This is a genomic window from Virgibacillus sp. 7505 (genome assembly GCF_002272135.1).
Taxonomy (GTDB): Bacteria; Bacillota; Bacilli; order Bacillales; family Amphibacillaceae; genus Terribacillus.
Window position 1 is genome coordinate 88921 of sequence record NZ_NPBF01000025.1, and the last position, 21909, is coordinate 110829.

Here is a 21909-nt window from a genome sequence, read left to right on the forward strand (position 1 = left end):
TTTCCCTAATATAAGAGCAATCACTAAAGTAAAGGAGGAAAGACATGTTTTTAAAAAGAGTAAAGCTGCTGCGCGATGGCAGATTTGATACTGATACCTACCCATTCTCCATACCGGCTATCCGACAACTGGATGAGTTTAATTTCACAAAAGCCGTTACCTTCTTTGTCGGGGAGAACGGCAGCGGCAAATCGACATTGATGGAAGCAATCGCAGATATATGCGGATTCAACACAGCGGGTGGAGGACGTAATAATACATATGATTTGGAAGCAGCCGAAGCAGCACTTGCCGATCACATCCGGCTATCCTGGCTGCCGAAGGTGACGAATGGCTTCTTCCTCCGGGCAGAATCCTTCTATCACTTTGCTTCGCATATTGATGATATAGGATCTATCCATGCCTACGGAGGAAAATCACTGCATCATCAATCCCATGGAGAAGCCTTTCTTTCCTTGTTTGAAAACCGTTTCGGCGGTCGGGCGATTTATCTGCTGGATGAGCCGGAGGCAGCACTATCGCCGCAGCGTCAGCTTACCTTTCTCCGTATCATCCATGATTTAGAGAGAACAGGAGAAGTGCAATTTATCATCGCTACCCATTCGCCGATCTTGCTTGGTTATCCAGGAGCTGAGATCCTGCATTTCAGTGAGGAAGGAATTCGGTCTGTGGATTATGAAGAAACAGAGCATTATCAGATTACGAGAGGTTTTTTGGAGAATAGGGAAGGGTATTTGAAGCATTTGTTTCAAGATTGATAAAGAATACGTAAGCCTGCCTAATTTTAGGTGGGCTTTTTTTCTATATGTTGTTCCTGTACAATAAAATGAAAAATATGGAATTTAGGAGGCATGCTTTATGCCAGTCACTTTCAAAGAAATGAATACAGAAGAAGTACAGCGTTATATTGAATTTGAAATTCCCAACTATGCGGAGAGTGTATCTGCTAATCTCGGAATCCCAAAAGAAGCAGCTCTCAAGGATGGGGAGAAACAGCTGCATAATTTATTAACAGAAGAAAACAGAAAGAAAGATCATTATATTGGTAACGTATTTTGTGAAGAGCAGAAAGAGAATGTCGGCATCATTTGGTACAACATTCAGCGAGAAAGGGACAGGATATTTATTTTTCATATCTACATAGATGAAGCATTCCGGAAGATGGGCTACGCCAGTGCCGCGCTTACTCTATTAGAAGAGGTAGCGAGGCAAGAAAAGATTGGCGCAATAGCACTTAATGTATTTGCTAACAACGCGGGTGCACAGCATTTATATAGTCGGTTAGGATACGAGACAGCATCAATGGTGAAGACGAAGAAACTTTGAGGTGGGAATGGTATGGATATACGGTTATGTAAAGAGAAGGATGTAAAAGCATGCGGTGATACCTATTCGAAAGTTTTCAATGAAGCACCATGGAAGGAAGCTTGGACTACAGAATCTGCATTTTCCTATTTGAATGATTTTTATCATACACCTGGCTTTACGGGTCTAGTTGCGGTAGAGAACGAGGAAGTGATTGGATTTCTCTTCGGTGTAAAAAGGAAATGGTGGTCTGGTGATGAATTCTTTATAAATGAGATGTGTGTACGAGCTGACCAGCAGAATAAAGGCGTCGGCAAAGCTCTTATGGATCACCTTATTAGAATGACAGATGCAGAGACGATCTCCTTGCTGACAGACCGTGGGTTACCAGCGGAAAACTTCTATAAAAGATCTGGATTCAAGGAAGTAGAGAGACTCATGTTCCTCAGCAGGGACGTATAAAACTAGTAGAAAAGAGGATGCATGAATGAAAAAAACAGTCCTTATCTTTCTTATCGATCAATACGCAGATTGGGAAGCAAGCTATGTAGCGGCGGAACTGCAAGCACCGCATTCAGAGTATCACGTAAAGACCGTCACGCTGGATGGACAGCCAGTTTCATCTATCGGAGGATTCAGGGTTCTCCCGGATTATAGTTTGGCAGATGTAAAGACTATCGACTTTCACATGCTTATCCTGCCTGGCGGAAACACATGGAGGCAGCCTGAAACTGTCCCAGTAAAAGAGCTGGTTGCACTTTGTGTTAAAAACAGTATTCCTGTGGCAGCCATTTGTGATGCAACTGTTTTCCTTGGAAGGTATGGTTTTTTGGATAGCAGGAAGCATACGAGTAACAGCCTGGAAAATCTGAAAGAAGGCGCTCCAAATTATAGGAATGATAGCTATTATATTCATGCGCAATCAGTCCGGGACGAGAACCTGATCACTGCGAATGGGACTGCACCTTTGGAATTTGCGCAAGATATCTTAAAACTGCTGGCTGTTCGGGAAGACGAGAAGATTGATACGTGGTATAGGTTTTTTAAAGAAGGGTCTATTGCTTTTTCGAAGTAGGGCGCTTGTCTGTGAAGAGGCATTTACTAAATATGCCTCTTTTCTATGGTATATAAGTTAAATATATTGTCGGAATCGTTATGTATGAGCGGATTAATAGATAGGGGTGATAGAATTTGCTGTCAAAAAGACAGATTGAAATTCTTGAATTAATGGAACACGTGGACGAGTATACTGGTGAACAGATTGCAGGTATGCTAGGCGTTACAGCGAGAACAGTAAGAGCTGATATGCGCGTGTTGTCTAGGACGGTATCCAGTTTCGGAGCAGCCATCGATTCGAAAAGGGGGAAGGGTTATAGACTGATCGTGTATGATCCTAAAGCCTTTAATCGCATGAAACTGGAGACGCAAGAGATGGAGGATCAATCCGACCGTATTGGAAAATTAGCCCTTTTGCTGTTGCAAAGGAAGACCTTCTTGAAATTAGAGGAAGCAGCAGAAACATTGTATGTTAGTGAATCTACCGTTAAGAATGATCTGAGAGTGCTAAAAAAAGATTTGGAATCCAGAGGTCTGGAGGTTATCACAAAGCCTAGATATGGGATACGTGTCATTGGGTCGGAACGACAGCTGAGAAATGTATATCGTTCATTTCTTGAAGCAGATGCCATTTTGCCTGGGCTTAAGGATAAACGGTATCAAGAGCTTCGGGAGTTGGTAGTTTCAGTACTCAAGGAAGAAGATACATTAGTAACAGATATAGGTGTGGATAATCTAGTAATTCATATTTGGATTGCTAGTGAACGAATAGATGCAGGTTTAGTTGCAGATATATCCCAATCGGATAAGGAATCTATTACTCGATCGAAGGAATACCAAGTGGCAGAAAAGCTTGCTGAAAGTGTTGGGATTGTACTGGGAGTAGACCTGCCAAAAGATGAGATTGTATACATGACAATGCATTTACTAGGAGCCAAGTCGGTTTCTTATGAAGAAAAAGGAGTGGAAGATTTTACGAAGCTAGTGGATCCCCACGTCATGGAAATCTCGACAGAGCTGCTGCGTATCGTGGATGACCATATGCAGCTTTCGCTTTCGAAGGATAACGAGCTGCTCTGTGGTATTGCTCTGCATCTTAAACCAGCATTGAACCGCTTCAAATACGGACTCACGATTCGGAATCCAATGCTTTCAGAGATCAAGCAAGCATATCCAGAAGCGTTTGATGCCAGCGTATTGATGGGGAAGAAATTGCAGGAACTTACAGATGTAGCGATTAATCAAGATGAACTAGGCTACTTAGCTTTGCATGTCGGAGCTGCAATGGAGCGACAAGGAAGTCAGCGTGTGAAGAAACGAGCTTTGGTCGTATGTGCAACTGGTATAGCTAGTTCGCAGCTCCTGTACTATAAATTGCGAGCCCGATTTAGCGGGAGGATGGAAGTTGCAGGTACGTGCAGTGCTGCAGATTTACAAAGAAGGTCACTTGAAGATATTGATCTTATAATCAGCACTGTACCGTTGCCGAGTACACTTTCTACACCAATTGTTAACGTTCACACGTTACTGCGGGAGTCTGATGCAGGGCAGATTGAACGTATTCTAACAGATAGAAAGCAAACACTCTCAGCCTATATCCGGGCCGATCATATCTTTTTACAACAAACCTTTACCAAACGGGATGATGTTTTGCAGTTTCTGGTTGCGGAAATGGAAAATCGCTTCGCGGTCCCATCTAATCTACTGGCACTTATAAAGGAAAGAGAAGAGATGGCTCCGACATTCCAGGAAAATCTCGTTGCTGTCCCGCATCCTATTTATCCAGTCATGGATGAACCGGTGGTGCTTCTCTGTACGTTGCAGCAGTCAATTGATTGGGGAGGAAACGAAGTACAAGTCATATTCCTTTTCTGCATACCAAAACAATATAATGAGAGTTTGCAGCAGCTTTATGAAAGTATGGTCGTTTTCATCGAAGATAGACAGAGAGTGAAACAGCTTATACAAGCACAGGATTCAGCAGCCTGTCTCCCCCTGTTAAGCTGATAGTTTTCCTATGAATGAGGAAAAACAATGTATGTAAATGTAAGCGCTTTTATAATAGACTCTGGTATAAGCGAAGGGGGAGAGTCAGATGGGCAAGAAAATGGATAAATTTACAGGTGCCTTGGAAAGCGTAGCTTATACCATATCCAATCAGAAGCACATAAAGGCGATTAAGCAATCATTCGTCACCTTGATGCCAGTCATTATTGTCGGTGCGTTTGCAGTCCTGGTCGAGAATATGATTCTGGATCCAGAGACTGGTTTAGCAGCCTTCAGTATGTTTTCATTCTTAGCTGAATTACAAGGAATCATGGGCGCAATAAATTATGCGACATTGAACTTCATTACCATTGCAGCAGTGGTACTGATCGGGATAGAGCTTGGGAGAATCAATGGTCACAAATCATTATTCCCAGGCTTAATGGCCTTGATCTCGTATATCTCTGTCATACCAACAACGGTATTTCTGGAGGTAGACGGTTCTTTGCAGGAAGTGGTCAATGTATTAGCTAGGGAGTTCTCAGATCCGAAAAGTCTTTTTCTTGGCATGTTCATTGCTCTCATATCTGTAGAGCTGTTCACTTGGTTTTCCAAGATGGATAAACTTACCATTAAGATGCCTGATAGTGTTCCATCCAATGTAACGACATCTTTTGCTTCTTTATTTCCATCGATTATCACGGTAACGATTATTGCCAGCTTCGGGTTTGCCTTCCATCGTCTGACAGGAATTTATTTGCATGAAGCAGTCTACAACCTGATACAGCGTCCCTTGGAGTCTGCTATCCAAGGGTTACCAGGAATCTTACTGCTTATGTTCGTAGCTCAATTCTTCTGGGTGATCGGTATCCATGGAAACCAGATGATCAAGCCGATCCGGGAACCGCTTTTGCTCGGGTCTATAGCAGTCAATATGAATGCTTACGCTGCCGGTGAGGAAATACCGAATATCATCACGATGCCTTTCTGGGATGTTTACATGAATATCGGAGGCTCCGGTGTCACAATTGGACTTCTAGCTGCGATATTCATTGCCGGGAAAAAGCAGGAGATGCGCAGTATTGCAAAGCTATCCGCAGGACCGGGTGTGTTCAACATTAATGAGCCTGTCATTTTCGGTGTACCTGTCATGCTTAATCCAATTCTGGCGATTCCATTCATCATTACTCCGTTAATTACGGGTACAATTGGGTATATCGCAACATTTATCGGATTTGCAGATAAAGCTGTCGTCATGGTTCCTTGGACAACGCCGCCGATCATTAATGCATGGTTATCTACAGGCGGCAGCTGGGGAGCGGTTGTTACCCAATTGATTTGTATAGCTGCTTCCATTTTGATATACCTGCCTTTCATTTTCATCGCGAATCGCACCCGCAGAATAGATGAAGGCAACAAAGATGAAAGTAGTGCCAAGATAGTGTAGGTAATGAATTTTATTACACTGTCATTCATCGAATTTAAACAGACGGCACATGTTGAAGTACATGCAAGGCTACTGAACTGTGCAGATAAGGAATACAAATAATAGGGGGTAACAGTATGAAGCGAATTTTACTAGCCTGCTCAGCAGGTATGTCAACATCGATGGTTGTATCTAAGATGAAAAAGGCAGCAGATGCTTTAGGAGAAGAGCAAGAGTATTATATTTATGCTATCCCGGAAGGGGCAATAGAAGAAGAATTGCAGGCACATCATGATGAAGTGGTTGTCATCATGTTAGGTCCTCAGGTTAGATTTGCTAAACGAGCGACAGAAAAACGAGCAGCACCATATGGTATTCCCGTGGATGTAATGGATGTAAAATTGTATGGCACTGCTGATGGAGAGAAGTTATTGGAAAAAGCGCTGCAGTTAGCAAGTCAGCGACAATAGGGAGGGGCTCTGGTGAAAGAGACATTAGAAGAAATGCAGCAGGCTGCCTTCCAGATCATCGCCCATGCGGGGGATGCTCGCAGTCATTACGTAGAGGCCATGCGATTGGCTAGAAGCAGGGATTTTGAGGGAGCAAAATCTGCAATGGCATCAGGAGATAAAGCATATAACCAGATTCATAAAGTGCATGTTTCCTTTATTCAAAGAGAAGCAACAGGGGAAATGCTGCCATTTTCACTGCTTCTTGCACATGCGGAGGATCAGATGTTATCGAGTGAAACTATCAAGATAATGGCGAGTGAATTTTTGGCACTGTGTACAGAGTTACTTCCGGTCAAAATTGATCAACACTCAAAATAATAGAAAGCAATAGACTCAAGCCAATTGGTTGAGTCTATTCTTCATTTACAGTAAACGACTAAATTTTCAGAATTATAAATGTTATAATGAGGGGTGAACAATTCCACTATCAGGAGGAACCTCTATTGCAAACAAGTCATGATCTGTACACGGAAATATCGAAAATTCTGGAAGGCAAAAGAAACAAGCTGACTGCTGTCAGCGATCGAATATGGGATTTTGCGGAGACGAGATACGAAGAGGTTCAATCTGCGGAAATACTAGCGATGACTTTGGAAGAAGAAGGTTTTGAAGTAGAGCGAAATGCAGGTGAGATTGAGACTGCATTTGTTGCTAGCTTCGGAAGCGGGGAGCCTGTCATTGCATTCCTAGGCGAGTATGATGCATTGTCTGGTTTGAGCCAGCAGGCAGACAGCGCAACAAAGGATCCGATAGAAGAAGGCGGCAACGGACATGGCTGCGGACATAACCTGCTTGGCACAGGTGCGATGGCTGCTGCGATTGCAGTAAAGCAGCTTATGGAAGAAACCGGGCTGGAAGGAACAGTGCGGTATTATGGCTGTCCGGCAGAAGAAGGCGGAGGCGGGAAGGCTTTTATGGCCCGAGCAGGTCTTTTCAATGATGTGGATGTGGCACTGACTTGGCATCCATGGGATGAAAATCAGGTCTATCATGCTAGAATGCTAGCAACATGCCAAGTGTATTTCCGTTTTACCGGTACAAGCAGTCATGCAGCATTCAGCCCGCACCTCGGCAGAAGTGCATTGGATGCAGTAGAGCTGATGAACATCGGTTCCAACTTCCTTAGGGAGCATATCATTCCAGAAGGGCAGCTGCATTACGCAATTACGGATGCTGGTGGGATGAGTCCCAATGTTGTTCAGCCAAATGCGGAGGTACTTTACAAAATCCGTGCCCCGAAAATGGGTCAGGTCGAAGACATTCTCGAGCGCGTCAAAGACGTTGCAAGAGGAGCAGCCTTGATGACAGGTACCAAATTGGAAATCAAATTCGATGCTGCTTCAGCGGATTTGATTCCAAATGAAACGCTAGGAAAGCTGATACATAAGCATTTGGAAGCAACCGATGCACCAACTTATTCGGAAGAGGAATTGGCATTTGCCAAAGAGGTACAGCAAACATTCAGCGCTGAAGAAAAAGCTGTGATACAGAAAAATGATAATAAAGTGATTGCACAGGGTATTCTAGACTTCCCTCGAGTACCAGGCTTCTTCAAAGGATCGACAGATGTTGGTGACGTCAGCTGGCTTGTCCCGACAGGTCAGATCTATGTCACCACTTGTGCTTATGCAACACCGTTCCATAGCTGGCAGCTTGTTACGCAAGGGAAAACATCCATCGCCCATAAGGGAATGCTGTTCACAGGTAAAGTTTTAGCAGCATCAGCGGTTGAATTGCTGGAAAAGCCAGAGCTGCTTGAAGGAATAAAAGCAGAGCACCAGGCTAATCTTGAGGGAGAAACGTATAGATCACTGATACCGTCTGATACAAAACCAGCTCCTATAAAAAGAAAAAAATAATCTAAAGAAGGCATTTCCGAGGAAATGTCTTCTTTTTTTATGCAAGTTATGCAACTTGTACGTTTATGTTGAGAAAAAGTAATTGATTGTACGTACATATTAAGGTAAAATCACAATATGAAATCAAATATACGTACAAGAAGAGGTGAGCCTGATGCTGGAGGAATTAAAGGAACAGGTGCTTCAAGCGAATTTGGACCTTCCTAAGCATGAGCTGGTAACTTTTACGTGGGGAAATGTAAGCGGTATCAACAGGGAAGCCGGGCTGGTTGTCATCAAGCCAAGCGGTGTGGCATATGAGAAGCTGACGGTAAAGGACATGGTAGTTGTCAATCTGGACGGCGAAGTAGTTGAAGGTGATATGAAGCCTTCGTCGGATACAGCGACTCATTTGGTTTTGTATAAGCATTTCGAAAATATTGGCGGAATCGTCCATACGCATTCTACGTGGGCTACATCCTTTGCGCAATCTGGTAAAGGAGTTCCTGCTCTTGGCACAACTCATGCGGACTACTTCTACGGAACTGTCCCTTGTACCCGACCGATGACCGGACAAGAAATACAGCAGGACTATGAGCTGGAGACAGGCAATGTAATTGTCGAGACTTTCCGGACGAAGGGGCTTGATCCAAACCAGGTGCCGAGTGTGCTCGTTCACAAGCATGCGCCTTTCAATTGGGGAAAAACACCAGCAGAAGCGGTCCATAACGCTGTAGTGCTGGAGGAAGTGGCAAAGATTGCACATTTGTCCTATCAGCTGGATCAGCAGGTGGAGGATATGGACCAGCATCTGCTGGATAAGCATTATCTACGAAAACACGGCGTTGACGCATACTACGGACAGACCAATTAGGGGGAAGATTCCATGGGTACGGACAAATTTTCAATTGGAATTGATTATGGAACACAATCCGGCAGAGCAGTCCTCGTCCGGCTTCAAGATGGGATGGAGATAGCGGAGCACGTGACGGAATATCGTCATGGTGTAATGGATGTGAAACTGCCGCATTTAGAGAAAGCGCTTGGCTATGAATGGGCACTGCAGCACCCGATGGACTACCTCGATGTACTGCGACAATCAGTTCCAGCTGTGATGCAGGCCGCTGGGGTAGATCCGGCAGATGTTATCGGACTCGGGATTGACTTTACTGCTTGTACGATTTTACCGGTAGATGTGAATCTGGAGCCGTTGTGCTTTGATCCGGCATTTCGTGACAATCCACACAGTTGGGTGAAGCTTTGGAAGCATCATGCTGCGCAGGAAGAAGCAAATAAGCTGAATGAAATTGCCGGCGAGCGTGGAGAGGCCTTCCTTGCTCGCTACGGCGGAAAAATCAGCTCAGAATGGATGATACCAAAAATCTGGCAAATTGTTGATGAAGCTCCTGAAATATATGAAGCTGCCGATCAATTTATCGAGGCTGCAGATTGGGTCATCTCTCAGCTGACCGGAGAACTGAAACGAAATAGCTGTACAGCTGGATATAAAGCAATTTGGCATAAGCAAGACGGATATCCAACTGCGGACTTCTTCGAAAGCCTGCACCCGGCAATGCGGGATTTGGCTGATACGAAGCTGCGAGGAGAGGTTTATCCGCTCGGAACAAAAGCTGGAGAACTCCAAGACTCATTTGCAGCCTCTATGAATCTATCACCAGGAATCGCAATTGCAGTAGGAAACGTCGATGCTCATGCGGCAGTTCCGGCAATGGGTGTCGTAACTCCAGGTAAACTCGTGATGGCAATGGGCACATCCATTTGTCACATGCTGCTTGGGACAGAGGAGCGGACGGTCGAAGGGATGTGCGGTGTCGTCGAGGATGGGATAATTGAGGGTTATTATGGCTATGAAGCTGGGCAGTCAGCTGTAGGAGATATTTTCGGCTGGTTCGTCGATGAGCAAGTGCCGGCTTATGTCCATCGTCAGGCGGAAGCTGCCGGACAAAATGTGCATCAATGGCTGGAGGAGCGAGCTAGTACGTATCGACCTGGGGAGACTGGGCTGCTGGCACTGGACTGGATGAATGGCAACCGTTCTGTGCTTGTTGACACAGAATTAAGCGGTGTGGTGCTAGGGTTAACGCTGGCGACAAAGCCGGAAGAAGTATATCGCGCATTACTCGAAGCAACGGCATTCGGGACGCGAAAAATTGTAGACGCTTTTCATCAAAGCGGCGTCGCAGTTGAGGAGCTGTATGCATGTGGCGGTTTGCCGCAGAAGAATAAGCTGCTCATGCAGATTTTTGCAGATGTGACGAACCGACCAATTTATATTGCCGATTCTGTACAAACGCCAGCTGTCGGAGCTGCGATGTTCGGTGCCGTAGCTGCTGGTGCAGAAGCAGGCGGATATGACAGCATCCTTGATGCGGCTGACAGAATGGCCAGAGTGAAGGAAGAAGTCATCCAGCCGATACCGGAAAATGTTGAAATCTATGAGCTGATTTATCAGGAATATAACACATTGCATGATTACTTCGGCAGGGGAGCCAACGATGTGATGAAGCGTCTGAAAACGATCCGGTCACAGTCTGAAAGAAAACTAACAGTACAGAAATAAGGGGGAGCTATCATGCTGCAAGTAAAACCATATGTATTTTGGTTCGTGACAGGAAGCCAGCACTTATACGGAGAAGAAACGCTCAATCAGGTACAAAGGAACTCTGAGGATTTGGTAAATAAGCTGAATGAACAAGGATCGCTGCCGTTTCCGATCGAGTTTAAAGAAGTGCTGACGAATGCGGCTGATATCCAGCGGGTAAGTCTGGAGGCGAATGCGGATTCGGAATGTGCCGGGTTGATTACCTGGATGCACACATTTTCACCTGCAAAGATGTGGATCGGCGGATTGAAGACATTACAGAAGCCACTGCTGCATTTGCATACGCAATACAACCGTGATGTGCCTTGGGATTCGATAGATATGGACTTTATGAATTTAAACCAATCCGCTCATGGTGATCGCGAGTATGGCTTCATGGGAACACGCCTTAATAAAGCCAGAAAAGTCATTGTAGGATATTGGGGCAATAAAGAAGTACAAACTAGGGTTGCAGATTGGATGACGACTGCCGTCGGATTCAATGAAAGCCAGCAAATCAAAGTAGCTCGCTTTGGCGATAATATGCGCACCGTAGCAGTTACAGACGGTGATAAAGTCGAAGCACAGATCAAATTCGGCTGGACAGTCGATTATTACGGTATTGGCGATCTTGTTGCCGAAATGAAGGAAGTTTCCGATACAGATGTAGAGGAGCTGCTCGGAGCATATAAGGAAGCCTATGATCTCTCGACAGAAGAAGATCAGCTAGCCTCCGTGCGGGAGCAGGCACGCATTGGTGTTGCGTTAAAGCGTTTCTTGGATCGCGGTGGCTATCAGGCATTCAGCACTAACTTTGAAGATTTGCATGGTATGAAGCAGCTCCCGGGTCTTGCTGTCCAGCATCTGATGGCACAGGGCTATGGCTTTGCCGGAGAAGGAGACTGGCGCACAGCAGCACTCGTACGCTTGCTGAAGGCGATGGCGAATAATGAGAAAACGTCCTTCATGGAGGATTACACATATCATTTAGAAGAAGGCAATGAACTGATTCTAGGCTCCCATATGCTGGAGGTCTGCCCGACAGTGGCAGTGAATCGACCGTCCATCCAGGTGCATCCGCTTGGCATCGGTGGGAAGGAAGATCCGGCCCGAATTGTATTCGATGGCATCGCTGGCGAAGCGGTCAATGTCTCCATCATCGAGCTGGGTGGACGCTTCCGTATGATCATCAATAAAGTGGACGCAGTCGAATCGCAAAATGACACACCGAATCTGCCGGTTGCCAAAGTACTTTGGAAGCCGCAACCGTCCTTAAGTGAAGCTACGGAAGCATGGATCTATGCAGGCGGCGCCCACCATACGGCACTTTCGTTTGCACTGACAGCAGAACAGCTGGAGGACTTTGCGGAATTGGTCGGCATCGAATGTGTGACGATTGATAATAATACAGTTCTGAAGCAATTCCGGAAAGAACTGCAGTGGAACCAGGCGTTATGGAAATAAGATCGGCTTATGCCGGTCTTATTCTTTGTATCGATTATAACCAATTGTTATATCTAATTATAAAAAAACGATATTTTTATTCATCGTTCACATGCATTATGATACACCTAAGCAAGAGGAGAGGGGTATCCTTATGGCATCCGGAATAGAAACAATGAGTGATAGTCTGAAATCCGTCCTGCATTTTGATGGAAACAGATACACATATTATGACCTTCAAAAGGTAGATAATCATTTTCAGAGTAATGTGGCACGTTTACCTTATACGTGGAGAATACTCCTGGAATCCATGATCCGGAATTATGATGGCAGTGCAATCACCCGCCAGCACATAGAAGCATTATTAGCCGACAATACGAAAGAAGATCAAGAGATCCCTTTTAAGCCTGCGCGTGTACTGCTGCATGATACGACAGGTGTTCCGGCAATTGTTGATTTAGCATCATTAAGGCAGGCTGTCAGTCGAGCTGGAGGCAATGAACATAAAATAAATCCGCAAATCCCGGTCGATCTCGTCGTGGATCATTCCGTGGTAGTCGATTACTATGGCGTAAAAGAGTCCATTCAGCTGAATGAAAACTTGGAATTTGAACGAAATAAAGAACGTTTTCGTTTTCTGCATTGGGCAAAAAAGTCTTTCGATAACTTCCGCATTTTCCCGCCATCTACTGGTATCATGCATCAAATCAATCTGGAGTACCTGTCGTCCGTAGTAGCACGAAAACAGGTGGGCGAGGAAACAGTTCTATTTCCTGATTCACTAGTAGGAACAGATTCTCATACAACGATGATCAATGGTTTAGGAGTATTGGGATATGGTGTCGGGGGCATTGAGGGAGAAGCTGCTATATTGGGGCTCCCTTTGTATTCAACGATTCCGGAAGTAGTCGGCTTTGAATTGACGGGTGAGCTGTCAGAGACAGCTACTGCCACAGACTTAGCTTTAACGATTACGAGCATACTCCGAAAGAAAGGCGTCATCGGAAAAATAGTGGAGTTCTACGGTCAGGGTGTGAAACATCTGACAGTATTTGATCGTGCCACCATTGCGAATATGGCACCGGAGTACGGCGCAACAATGGGCTATTTTCCGGTGGATGAACGAACGCTTGAGTACTTAGCTTATATCGGCAGAAGTCAGCATGATATACAATTGGCAGAACACTATTACAAAGCGCAGAAATTGTTTTACAATGACGAAGAAAATAAACGCATACATTATGAAGATACTGTTGCATTGGATTTGGCAAAGGTGGAGGCATCACTTGCCGGGCCTAAGCGGCCGCAAGACAGAATAGGTCTGGGGGAAGTGCAGCACAACTATCAGCAATTGCTGCATAAGTCTTTGGAAGACGGCGGCTTCCAAATGAAAGAGAATAATAGAGAAGGATATGATAATGCTGTCAAGCCAGGTGACGTCGTGATAGCAGCGATTACAAGCTGTACTAATACGTCCAACCCTCATGTGCTCATGCAGGCTGGTCTTATCGCCAAGAGAGCGCGGCAGTTAGGGATGAAGGTTGCTCAGCATGTAAAAACATCGCTCACACCAGGATCTAGAGTTGTGACAGATTATTTACGCGCTTCTGGCTTGCTTTCTGATCTGGAAGCATTAGGCTTCCACATTGCTGGATACGGGTGTGCAACGTGCATCGGTAATTCAGGTCCTTTGGATCAAGACATCGAGGCATACATCGAAAAAACAGGTATACCTGCTGCTTCTGTCATTTCCGGCAATCGCAATTTTGAAGGAAGGATTCATCCCCTTGTCAAAATGAATTATCTTGCTTCTCCTCCGCTCGTCGTAGCTTATGCATTAGCGGGTACGATTGATAAGGACCTCACGAAGGATCCGATAGGATATACTCAAAATGGCAGCCCAGTTTATTTAAAGGACCTTTGGCCAGATAAACAGGAAGTCGAAGCGTATATCGCTACCTATATCAAAACGGAAATGTTTGAGGAAAGGTACAGCAATATGGATCAACTGAATCCAAAATGGGACGCGATGGATTCCCCTGATGCCGCCTTATATGACTGGGATAACAATTCCACATATATTCAAGAGGCCCCATTCATTGACGAAGCTTCCCATTCTGAGCCCGGAAAGAGAATAGAAAATGCAAAAGTACTGGCGCTTTTAGGAGACAGTATTACAACCGATCATATCTCCCCGTCAGGCGCTATTCGGGTGGATAGTCCAGCTGGAAGATATCTCAAAACGAAAGGCGTACCAAGATCTGAATTCAATTCTTTCCCGTCACGAAGAGGAAATCATTTGGTTATGGAACGGGCTGCTTTTGGGAATCCGCGATTGTACAATAAGCTTGCGCCTGAAAAGCAAGGCGGTTTTACAAGGTATCTTCCTTCGGCGGAAACTATGTCCATCTACGAGGCTGCTACTCTTTATAAAAACACACAAACACCTTTGATCGTTATAGCAGGAAAAGAGTATGGAACTGGGAGCTCTCGTGATTGGGCGGCAAAAGGCCCCGTATTGCTTGGCGTAAAAGCAGTGCTTGCTGAAAGCTTTGAACGAATCCATCGCAGCAATCTTGTCGGGATGGGAATCCTGCCTTTGCAGTTCACGCCAGGCAGCTCTGCAGACACGCTGGGAATCACCGGAGAAGAAACATTTACCTTTGAGCAGATTACCAGCAGCAGTAGACCGAAAGAATTATGCAGCGTTCAGATGATTAGGAAAGATGGTTCGACAGTCCAATTCGATACAATTGTACGGCTGGACAGTATCATTGATCTGAAATATTATCTCAAGGGGGGCATATTACCCCATATGTTTGAGTACTTCATGAAGCAAGAAGAGGGTTCGCATGTCTGATCCCTCTTCTTAGCAAGGAGGTAAACGGATTGGATGAGAGAGATTGGCTTATACTGAAGTATTTGAAAGAATATCAGAATATTACACAAATAGCGTCATTACTGTACATCTCACAGCCTTCCGTTACGAAAAGATTGAAAAAGATTGAGAAGTTTTTCGGAGCAAGTATCATTGAGAAGAAAAGCAACGGAATCATTCTGACGGAATTTGGACGCTATATCGTTTCCTGTGCGGGCACTATGCTGGAAGAGTATGAGTTAGTTAGAAGAGAATTAGCGGAGCTAAAAGAGAGGATAAGCGGGACATTGCGTCTTGGCACGACGAATTTGTATGCAAAATACTGCTTGCCGACTATTTTGAAAATCTTTAAAGAAAAATATCCGGACGTATCTCTGGATATCGTGACGGACTGGAATAAGGAAATCAAAAAAGCTTTTATACATAACAAGATTGAGCTCGCTATCATGGAGGCTGAATTACCGGATTGGAAAGGCGAAAAGGAGTTATTGTTTACGGATAGACTATGCATTGCTTCGAGGGAAAGGATTGACGCAGCTGACCTTCCCAAGCTTCCCCAAATCCACTATCGGATGGATAAGGAGATGGAGGAACTCATTGCTGGCTGGTGGGATGCAAACTACGGTCAAAAAGCTGCAATCAGCGTGGAGGTCGATGACATCGACTCCTGCAAAGAAATGGTAGTACAAGGGCTGGGCTACGCCATCCTTCCGAAGCTGGCATTGAGCAGTCACGAACATATATTTTTGGATGATATCCTATTGGACGATAAAAAGCCTTGTGAAATCCATACGTGGATCTATTTTGAAAGGAGCAGCTTGAATGCACCATCTGGCGAGTTCATCGGCATGCTGCTCAATTGATGACATTATTTAAGTAGGCGCGAACACTTTCCTGATCTTTTCCGTATTTTTCTTCTCGGATTTGATCTTTTTCCAGCTTTTCCGATGCGGCCTGGATGACGTCGTTCACCTTATCCTGCGGAATGACAATGACGCCATCTGCATCGCCGACAATGTAATCACCATGTCTGACAATACTTCCGCCACAGGAAATAGTCGATTTGATTGTTCCAGGAATATTCTTTTTCCCAGCGGCCATCGTTGTCCCAAGGCAGAATACCGGATAATTAAGATCTAATACGCCGTGTAAATCCCTCACTGCGCCATCTGCAACGACACCTCGGATACCAAGTGTCTGCATCAAGCCGATAATGAAATCTCCCGCAAATGCATAACGTGTTTCATTTTTATAGCTTAATACAAGAATATCGTCTTCGCCTGCTTCATTTATTGCTTCGAATAACGTCTTGTTCTCTCCGGCAGGCAGATCTACTGTAAATGCCTTGCCGCATACTTTGTGTGCAGGATTGAGAGGCTTGATGTTACTATCCATATTATGCGTTATATCCAATGCATCAGATAGGCTTGTAGTCGTTAGCTGACTGAGTTTTTCCAGAATATTATCCAATTCCATCTGCTCCTTCCAGTTTGTGATATACCTAGTATACTGCTGAATCTAGTAAACTTTAAATAGTTTAAAGTTATACCTGCACATAACTTCATACAGATAACTAATTGTTATCGCTATGGATGAATATACGATATTTCCGTCTCTCAGCATAATCCTATATATTCTTTGTAAGCGATTACAAAGAAGGGGTGGGTTGGAAATGATTGCATTGCTAGGGTTTGCGATGATGTTTATGTTTATCCTGCTTATTGTGACGAAACGTTTATCGGCTTTGCTGGGACTGATTTTAGTACCAATCATCTTCGCTATTATAGGAGGATTTGGCTTGGAGCTTGGACCGATGATTCTGGATGGACTTATAGGGGTAGCTCCGACTGGGATCATGCTGTTGTTTGCTGTTATGTATTTTGGCATTATGATTGATGCTGGATTGTTCGATCCTTTGATAAATAGAATTTTGGCTATCGTAAAGGGTGATCCGTTAAAGGTTGTCATCGGTACAGCAGTTTTAGCAACGATGGTTGCACTGGACGGAGATGGGACCACAACCTATATAATCACAGTATCTGCCATGCTCCCGCTCTATAAAAAGCTTAAAATGAATCCGCTTGTACTGACATGCACAGCGATGATGGCTTTTGGCGTCATGAACATCGTTCCGTGGGGCGGGCCGACAGCAAGAGCAATTTCTTCCTTGAATCTGGATGCGTCAGAGGTATTCCCGCCGCTTATCCCTGTCATGGTGGCTGGATTAGGCTGGGTATTCCTTACAGCCTTCATCCTTGGAAAAAAAGAGCGGAAAAGGCTGGGCATCATCGAGCTGGAATCCGGATTTATGAATGATTTGCGCACCGAGGAAGCTGCAACGCTGGAGGCAGGCAGCTCGACTAAGCGTCCAAAGCTTATCTTGTTCAACTTTGTACTCACTGTTTTATTGATTGTTGGACTTGTCACTAGTGTCCTTCCGCTTCCTGTTCTGTTTGTAATTGCATTTGGAATAGCGCTGTGCGTTAATTATCCTAATCTGGAGGAACAAAAGAAACGGATGGAATCACATGCACCTAACGTTTTGATCGTTGTTTCCCTTATTTTTGCTTCGGGTGTTTTCACTGGTATACTTTCTGGTACGCATATGGTCGATGAAATGGCTGGTTCATTGGTTTCGATCATTCCTGAACAGTTCGGCTCCTGGTTCGCAATCATTACAGCTGTAACTAGCATGCCGCTGACTTACTTTATGGCGAATGATCCCTATTACTTTGGTGTCCTTCCAATCATTGCTGAAACCGCTGCAGCTTACGGAGTGGACCCAGTACACATCGCCAGAGCTTCTGTGCTAGGACAGCCATTGCATGCCATGAGCCCGTTAATTGCCTCCACCTACTTGCTAGTAGGGATGGCTGGTGTAGAATTCGGTGATCATCAGAAATTCATCCTAAAATGGGCAGTCGGTACAAGCGTAGTCATGATACTAGTCGCAATACTTTTCGGTATCATTATTTGATAAAGGAATGATTTGATGAAGTTTTCCACTCTGCTGACACTGCAGGATCTTTATAAGAGCCGGAATATCACAAAAACTGCACATAATCTTGGATTGACACAGCCTGCTCTTACGAAGCGGTTAAAACAAATAGAGACGGAATATGGCATCACATTAGTGAAAAGGGAGCGGAGAGGGATTAGCTTTACGACAGAAGGAGAGTTCCTCGCCAGCAAAGCGAAATCACTTTTAAAAAAACAGCAAGAAATAAGGGAAATCGGCTGGAGTATGCAGCCTGAGCCTAGTGGAACAATCAAAGTAGGTATCTCTAATTTCTTCACGAAGTTCCTATTCCTTGATGTCCTGCGCGATTTTCAGGCTCTTTATCCACGTATTCATTTTCAGATTGAGACAGGGTGGAGCAGGGATATATTCGATTTACTGGTGAAGGATGAATTACATGTAGCATTTGTCAGAGGGGATTATGGCTGGGCAGGAATGGGGCAGCTTCTATTTGAGGAGGATATGGTGGTCGTCTCCAGCAAACCATTAATGATTGACTCTTTGCCTCAGCTTCCAATGATCAGCTATAAGACGGATATTAAGCTGAAGAACATGATAGATAAATGGTGGTATGAACATTTTACTGTAGCACCACAAGTCATAATGGAAGTCGATCGTGCAGACACTTGTCTTGATATGATATCGAATAACTTAGGGTTCTCGATCCTGCCTGGTTTAGTAGTCCGGAATCATAATGAACTCCATAAGATCCCGATACAAGATAAAGAAGGAAACAAAATAACGCGCAACTCCTGGATGTTCTCGAAGCATGAGAGACATGAACAGTTCTTTGCTTTACGTCAATTTACCGAATATGTCCAAAACTATTTGCATGAGAGAGCATTGTAAATAAAAGGAAGATGTGCTGATTGCACATCTTCTTTTAACATCCACAGCCTTATATACTATCGAGAGAAGTTGGAGAAAAGGGTGTAGGATATAAGATTTTTAAAACCACACCATTATCCATGGATGTTCGATTATAAGTTAACTGCGTTTTCTCTTAGTATACTTAGCAGTTCCTCTAATTTAGTTATTTCGTAATCCGGATGAAGCGGGAGATGGTTAGGCAGTCTGCCAGGGTTGAACCAGCAAGTATCCATGCCTGCCATATTTCCTCCTTGGATATCGGCCACTAGGGAATCACCGATAATCAATGAACGCTCTGGCTTAATTCCAGGAACGCGTTCAAACACATAGTCAAAGAACCCTGCCATCGGTTTCTGGTATCCAGTATCTTCTGATACGAAAACTGATTGGAAGTAAGGAAGCAGTCCGGTCGCTTTCAGGCGGCGGAATTGTGTCTCGGAAACACCGTTTGTCACGATATATAAAGGATAATCCTGGGATAGTTTCTCCAATACTTCTGCAGCACCAGCTATCATATGTCTTCCTTGTGCGAGCAGCTCTCGATAAGCGGCATCCAGATCAGCTCCATCTACTTGTTTATCGTAGAGGGCGAAGAACTCAGTAAATCTGGAACTGACAACATTATCGCGATCGATTTCCCCTTTTTCAAAAGAACTCCAAAGTCTGTGGTTGATAGTGCGATACGCAGTCATCGCTGCTTCGTCTGTTGGCAGGCCATGCTGGCTGAATAGAAGCGGCAGAGCTTCCTGCTCGGTTTTTGTGAAGTCTAGAATAGTGTTGTCAACGTCAAAAAATAAAGCATCATATCGCTTTGTCATGTTGTCTACCTCCAGTTATTAAGCATAAATTGATCGACTTGCTAGCTGTTCAAGTTTTTCCCAGTCTTTTATGGATATTGCACTGTTGCTGCGCTCGATAATACCTTCTTTAGCTAACGTAGTAAGTAAACGGTTCACATGCCGGGAGGTCGTCCCGATATGATCCGCGATGTCGCCTGTCCGGTTAATGGGCAGGGAACCAGTCAGCCGTTTTCCGTCATACTCTGACATAATACGGAATAGGTAGCTCGCTAACCTGGTAAGGGCGCCATGGGTCAGACTGAAGCTGAACGCTTTTGATTTCAGCTGGAACTTCTCTGTTACCTCGCGCAGCAAAAGCTGAAGGAAAGGCGGATATGACGCCGCATATGTATGTAGTGAATCAATTGGTATCCCGATCAAATATACTTCACTCGCAGCCTCTACCGTATGTAATGCATCCATCTGCTTGATATATTCTATATCACCAAATAATTCAAAAGCTTGCTTGAATGAAACGATCAGTTTATTGCCATTCTCTGCAATGTAAGAGACGGTTGCTTTTCCCTTTACGAGCAGATACAGCTGCGATACATGTTCTCCTTGTTCACAGATAGCATCACCGTTACCGGCACGGTATAAACGGAAATGGCTTCCTGATATCATACTTTTCTATATAAGATTCAAGAAGAGTCTCATTATGTACAGGTTGCATAAGCAGGCCTGCCTTCCAGCTATATTATATGTCCGTTATTTGCAAAGGAAAGGACATATGTCCCGATCGTATCATATCGTTATCTGATCGGCAAAGGAAGGTAGACATCTCCTTACCGCCATCTGACTTTACGTGATTGGACTTTTATTTTAAAGCAACATAGTGCGCCAGCCCCTTTGCATGTGTTATGCTAACTTATACGAACATGTCAAGGAAGCTGGTGTAAGTTATGCAGACAAAATATGCAATTGTTAAACAGGCAATCAAATCTAAAATCCTCGATGGTACGTATGAGCCGCATGCAAAAATTCCATCTGAGAGCGAGATGATGAAGCAATTCGACGTGAGCCGTCATACAGTGCGGCTGGCAATTGGAGAACTAGTGACAGAAGGATGGCTCTACCGCGAGCAGGGAGCGGGTACTTTCTGTGCCGATCGTTCGAAGCAGCAATTGCAGCACAATGGTACACAAAATAAAAATATTGCCATCGTAACTACGTACATTTCAGATTATATATTCCCATCGATCATTCGTGGAGCAGAAGCTTATTTAAGCGATCATGGCTATAATGTAAGCTTGTTTAATACGAATAACAATCATGAAAAAGAGCGGGAGTATCTCGAGCGGATCATCACTACTGGTTTTGACGGCGCAATTATTGAGCCGACCAAAAGTGCTTCAGCTAACCCGAATATAAACTACTATTTGAACTTGGAGCGGCTGCAGATTCCGTATATCATGATCAATGCTTATTATGATGCATTGGAACCGTACCGGGTGCTTGTCGATGATGAGCGTGGTGCTTTCCTGCAAACAGAGCACCTCATCAAGCAAGGGCATAAGGATATTATCGGTTTCTTCAAAACGGACGACATGCAGGGAACGCTGCGGATGAAAGGATATTTGAAGGCGCACCGTGAATATAAGGTGCCAATTAATCCGAAGCATATCGTGACATACAGTACGGAGGAAAAGCATGATAAGCCAATACAAGAGCTTGAAGCATTATTGAATCAGACAGATGCCAAGCCGACTGGATTGGTATGCTATAACGATGAACTGGCCATCAAACTGATCAATGTGCTGCGGGAACACAATATGAAAATTCCACAGGACATGTCAATTGTGGGCTTTGATAATTCCTTCCTGACCGAATTGTCGGAAGTGAAGCTTACTTCTGTTGAACATCCAAAGTCAGAGCTTGGCAAGGCAGCAGGTAAATTGATCCTGGATTTAATCGAAAGTAATCACGGCAAAGGCTCTGAAGGGGCAATCGAGAGTATTGTCTTTCCGACTAAGCTGGTAGCGAGGCAGTCGACACAAGCTATACAGGCAGATGCGTTAGAAAAGATAAAGTAAACAGAGCTGGAACGGTCAGCTCTGTTTTTTTATACGACTTGTTAAATAAGTGTTATAGATAATTGATATATTAATATCTTGTTCGTATAAGTTATGAGGATA

The 21909-nt window shown here is 44.4% G+C and carries 20 protein-coding genes; 17 read left to right on the forward strand and 3 right to left on the reverse strand.

Features of this window, described 5'->3' with window-relative positions; genetic code table 11:
* Nucleotides 1–44 precede the first annotated feature (44 nt).
* The 14 genes from CHH91_RS10220 (at nucleotide 45) to CHH91_RS10285 (ending at nucleotide 15909) form a co-directional block, all read left to right on the forward strand.
* Nucleotides 45–758: an AAA family ATPase gene (locus CHH91_RS10220; RefSeq protein ID WP_095223341.1), complete on the forward strand. Its 714-nt coding sequence runs from the start codon at nucleotides 45–47 to the stop codon at nucleotides 756–758.
* Between the two features lie 100 nt (nucleotides 759–858).
* On the forward strand, nucleotides 859–1326 hold the full coding sequence (locus CHH91_RS10225; RefSeq protein ID WP_095223342.1) for a GNAT family N-acetyltransferase: 468 nt from the start codon (nucleotides 859–861) through the stop codon (nucleotides 1324–1326).
* A 12-nt stretch (nucleotides 1327–1338) separates the two neighbouring features.
* Nucleotides 1339–1767: a GNAT family N-acetyltransferase gene (locus CHH91_RS10230; protein WP_095223343.1), complete on the forward strand. Its 429-nt coding sequence runs from the start codon at nucleotides 1339–1341 to the stop codon at nucleotides 1765–1767.
* 25 nt (nucleotides 1768–1792) lie between these two features.
* Entirely contained in the window at nucleotides 1793–2380 is a 588-nt protein-coding gene (locus CHH91_RS10235) for a type 1 glutamine amidotransferase family protein (RefSeq protein ID WP_095223344.1), read from the forward strand.
* 116 nt (nucleotides 2381–2496) lie between these two features.
* Nucleotides 2497–4368, forward strand: a complete 1872-nt coding sequence (locus CHH91_RS10240) for a BglG family transcription antiterminator (protein WP_095223345.1) — start codon at nucleotides 2497–2499, stop codon at nucleotides 4366–4368.
* Nucleotides 4369–4456: 88 nt separating this feature from the next.
* Nucleotides 4457–5794 carry a PTS sugar transporter subunit IIC gene (locus tag CHH91_RS10245; protein WP_095223346.1) on the forward strand — a complete coding sequence of 446 codons (1338 nt, stop codon included), beginning with the start codon at nucleotides 4457–4459 and terminating at the stop codon, nucleotides 5792–5794.
* Nucleotides 5795–5910: 116 nt separating this feature from the next.
* Nucleotides 5911–6243 (forward strand): PTS sugar transporter subunit IIB, encoded by a 333-nt coding sequence (locus CHH91_RS10250; RefSeq protein ID WP_095223347.1) that lies wholly within the window; start codon nucleotides 5911–5913, stop codon nucleotides 6241–6243.
* Between the two features lie 12 nt (nucleotides 6244–6255).
* The gene (locus tag CHH91_RS10255) at nucleotides 6256–6603 is read left to right on the forward strand and encodes a PTS sugar transporter subunit IIA (RefSeq protein ID WP_286160745.1); all 348 of its coding nucleotides are present in this window, start codon (nucleotides 6256–6258) and stop codon (nucleotides 6601–6603) included.
* A gap of 125 nt (nucleotides 6604–6728) precedes the next feature.
* Nucleotides 6729–8144 (forward strand): amidohydrolase, encoded by a 1416-nt coding sequence (locus CHH91_RS10260; RefSeq protein WP_286160746.1) that lies wholly within the window; start codon nucleotides 6729–6731, stop codon nucleotides 8142–8144.
* 154 nt (nucleotides 8145–8298) lie between these two features.
* Nucleotides 8299–8997, forward strand: coding sequence for an L-ribulose-5-phosphate 4-epimerase (araD, locus tag CHH91_RS10265; protein ID WP_095223349.1), 699 nt, complete (start codon nucleotides 8299–8301; stop codon nucleotides 8995–8997).
* Between the two features lie 12 nt (nucleotides 8998–9009).
* On the forward strand, nucleotides 9010–10704 hold the full coding sequence (locus CHH91_RS10270) for a ribulokinase (protein ID WP_095223350.1): 1695 nt from the start codon (nucleotides 9010–9012) through the stop codon (nucleotides 10702–10704).
* A gap of 12 nt (nucleotides 10705–10716) precedes the next feature.
* A complete protein-coding gene (araA, locus tag CHH91_RS10275; RefSeq protein ID WP_095223351.1) occupies nucleotides 10717–12189 on the forward strand; it encodes an L-arabinose isomerase in 1473 nt (490 codons plus the stop codon).
* A gap of 133 nt (nucleotides 12190–12322) precedes the next feature.
* Nucleotides 12323–15028, forward strand: a complete 2706-nt coding sequence (acnA, locus tag CHH91_RS10280) for an aconitate hydratase AcnA (RefSeq protein WP_286160747.1) — start codon at nucleotides 12323–12325, stop codon at nucleotides 15026–15028.
* Nucleotides 15029–15057: 29 nt separating this feature from the next.
* Nucleotides 15058–15909, forward strand: a complete 852-nt coding sequence (locus CHH91_RS10285; protein ID WP_095223352.1) for a LysR family transcriptional regulator — start codon at nucleotides 15058–15060, stop codon at nucleotides 15907–15909.
* Here CHH91_RS10285 and CHH91_RS10290 read toward each other — a convergent pair.
* Nucleotides 15902–16516: an RraA family protein gene (locus CHH91_RS10290; RefSeq protein ID WP_176465752.1), complete on the reverse strand. Its 615-nt coding sequence runs from the start codon at nucleotides 16514–16516 to the stop codon at nucleotides 15902–15904. The two genes, CHH91_RS10285 and CHH91_RS10290, sit on opposite strands and share 8 nt — an antisense overlap.
* A gap of 202 nt (nucleotides 16517–16718) precedes the next feature.
* On the opposite strand from CHH91_RS10290, the gene CHH91_RS10295 reads away from it, so the two are divergent.
* Both CHH91_RS10295 and CHH91_RS10300 read left to right on the forward strand, forming a co-directional pair.
* A complete protein-coding gene (locus CHH91_RS10295) occupies nucleotides 16719–18023 on the forward strand; it encodes a CitMHS family transporter (RefSeq protein ID WP_095223354.1) in 1305 nt (434 codons plus the stop codon).
* A gap of 15 nt (nucleotides 18024–18038) precedes the next feature.
* The gene (locus tag CHH91_RS10300; RefSeq protein ID WP_095223355.1) at nucleotides 18039–18914 is read left to right on the forward strand and encodes a LysR family transcriptional regulator; all 876 of its coding nucleotides are present in this window, start codon (nucleotides 18039–18041) and stop codon (nucleotides 18912–18914) included.
* 131 nt (nucleotides 18915–19045) lie between these two features.
* On the opposite strand, the gene CHH91_RS10305 is transcribed toward CHH91_RS10300, so the two are convergent.
* Both CHH91_RS10305 and CHH91_RS10310 read right to left on the reverse strand, forming a co-directional pair.
* Nucleotides 19046–19753: a YjjG family noncanonical pyrimidine nucleotidase gene (locus tag CHH91_RS10305; RefSeq protein WP_095223356.1), complete on the reverse strand. Its 708-nt coding sequence runs from the start codon at nucleotides 19751–19753 to the stop codon at nucleotides 19046–19048.
* An 18-nt stretch (nucleotides 19754–19771) separates the two neighbouring features.
* Entirely contained in the window at nucleotides 19772–20398 is a 627-nt protein-coding gene (locus CHH91_RS10310; RefSeq protein ID WP_095223357.1) for a Crp/Fnr family transcriptional regulator, read from the reverse strand.
* Between the two features lie 278 nt (nucleotides 20399–20676).
* Here CHH91_RS10310 and CHH91_RS10315 point away from each other — a divergent pair, with 278 nt between their 5' ends.
* Nucleotides 20677–21807 (forward strand): GntR family transcriptional regulator, encoded by a 1131-nt coding sequence (locus CHH91_RS10315; RefSeq protein ID WP_095223358.1) that lies wholly within the window; start codon nucleotides 20677–20679, stop codon nucleotides 21805–21807.
* Nucleotides 21808–21909: the final 102 nt, after the last annotated feature.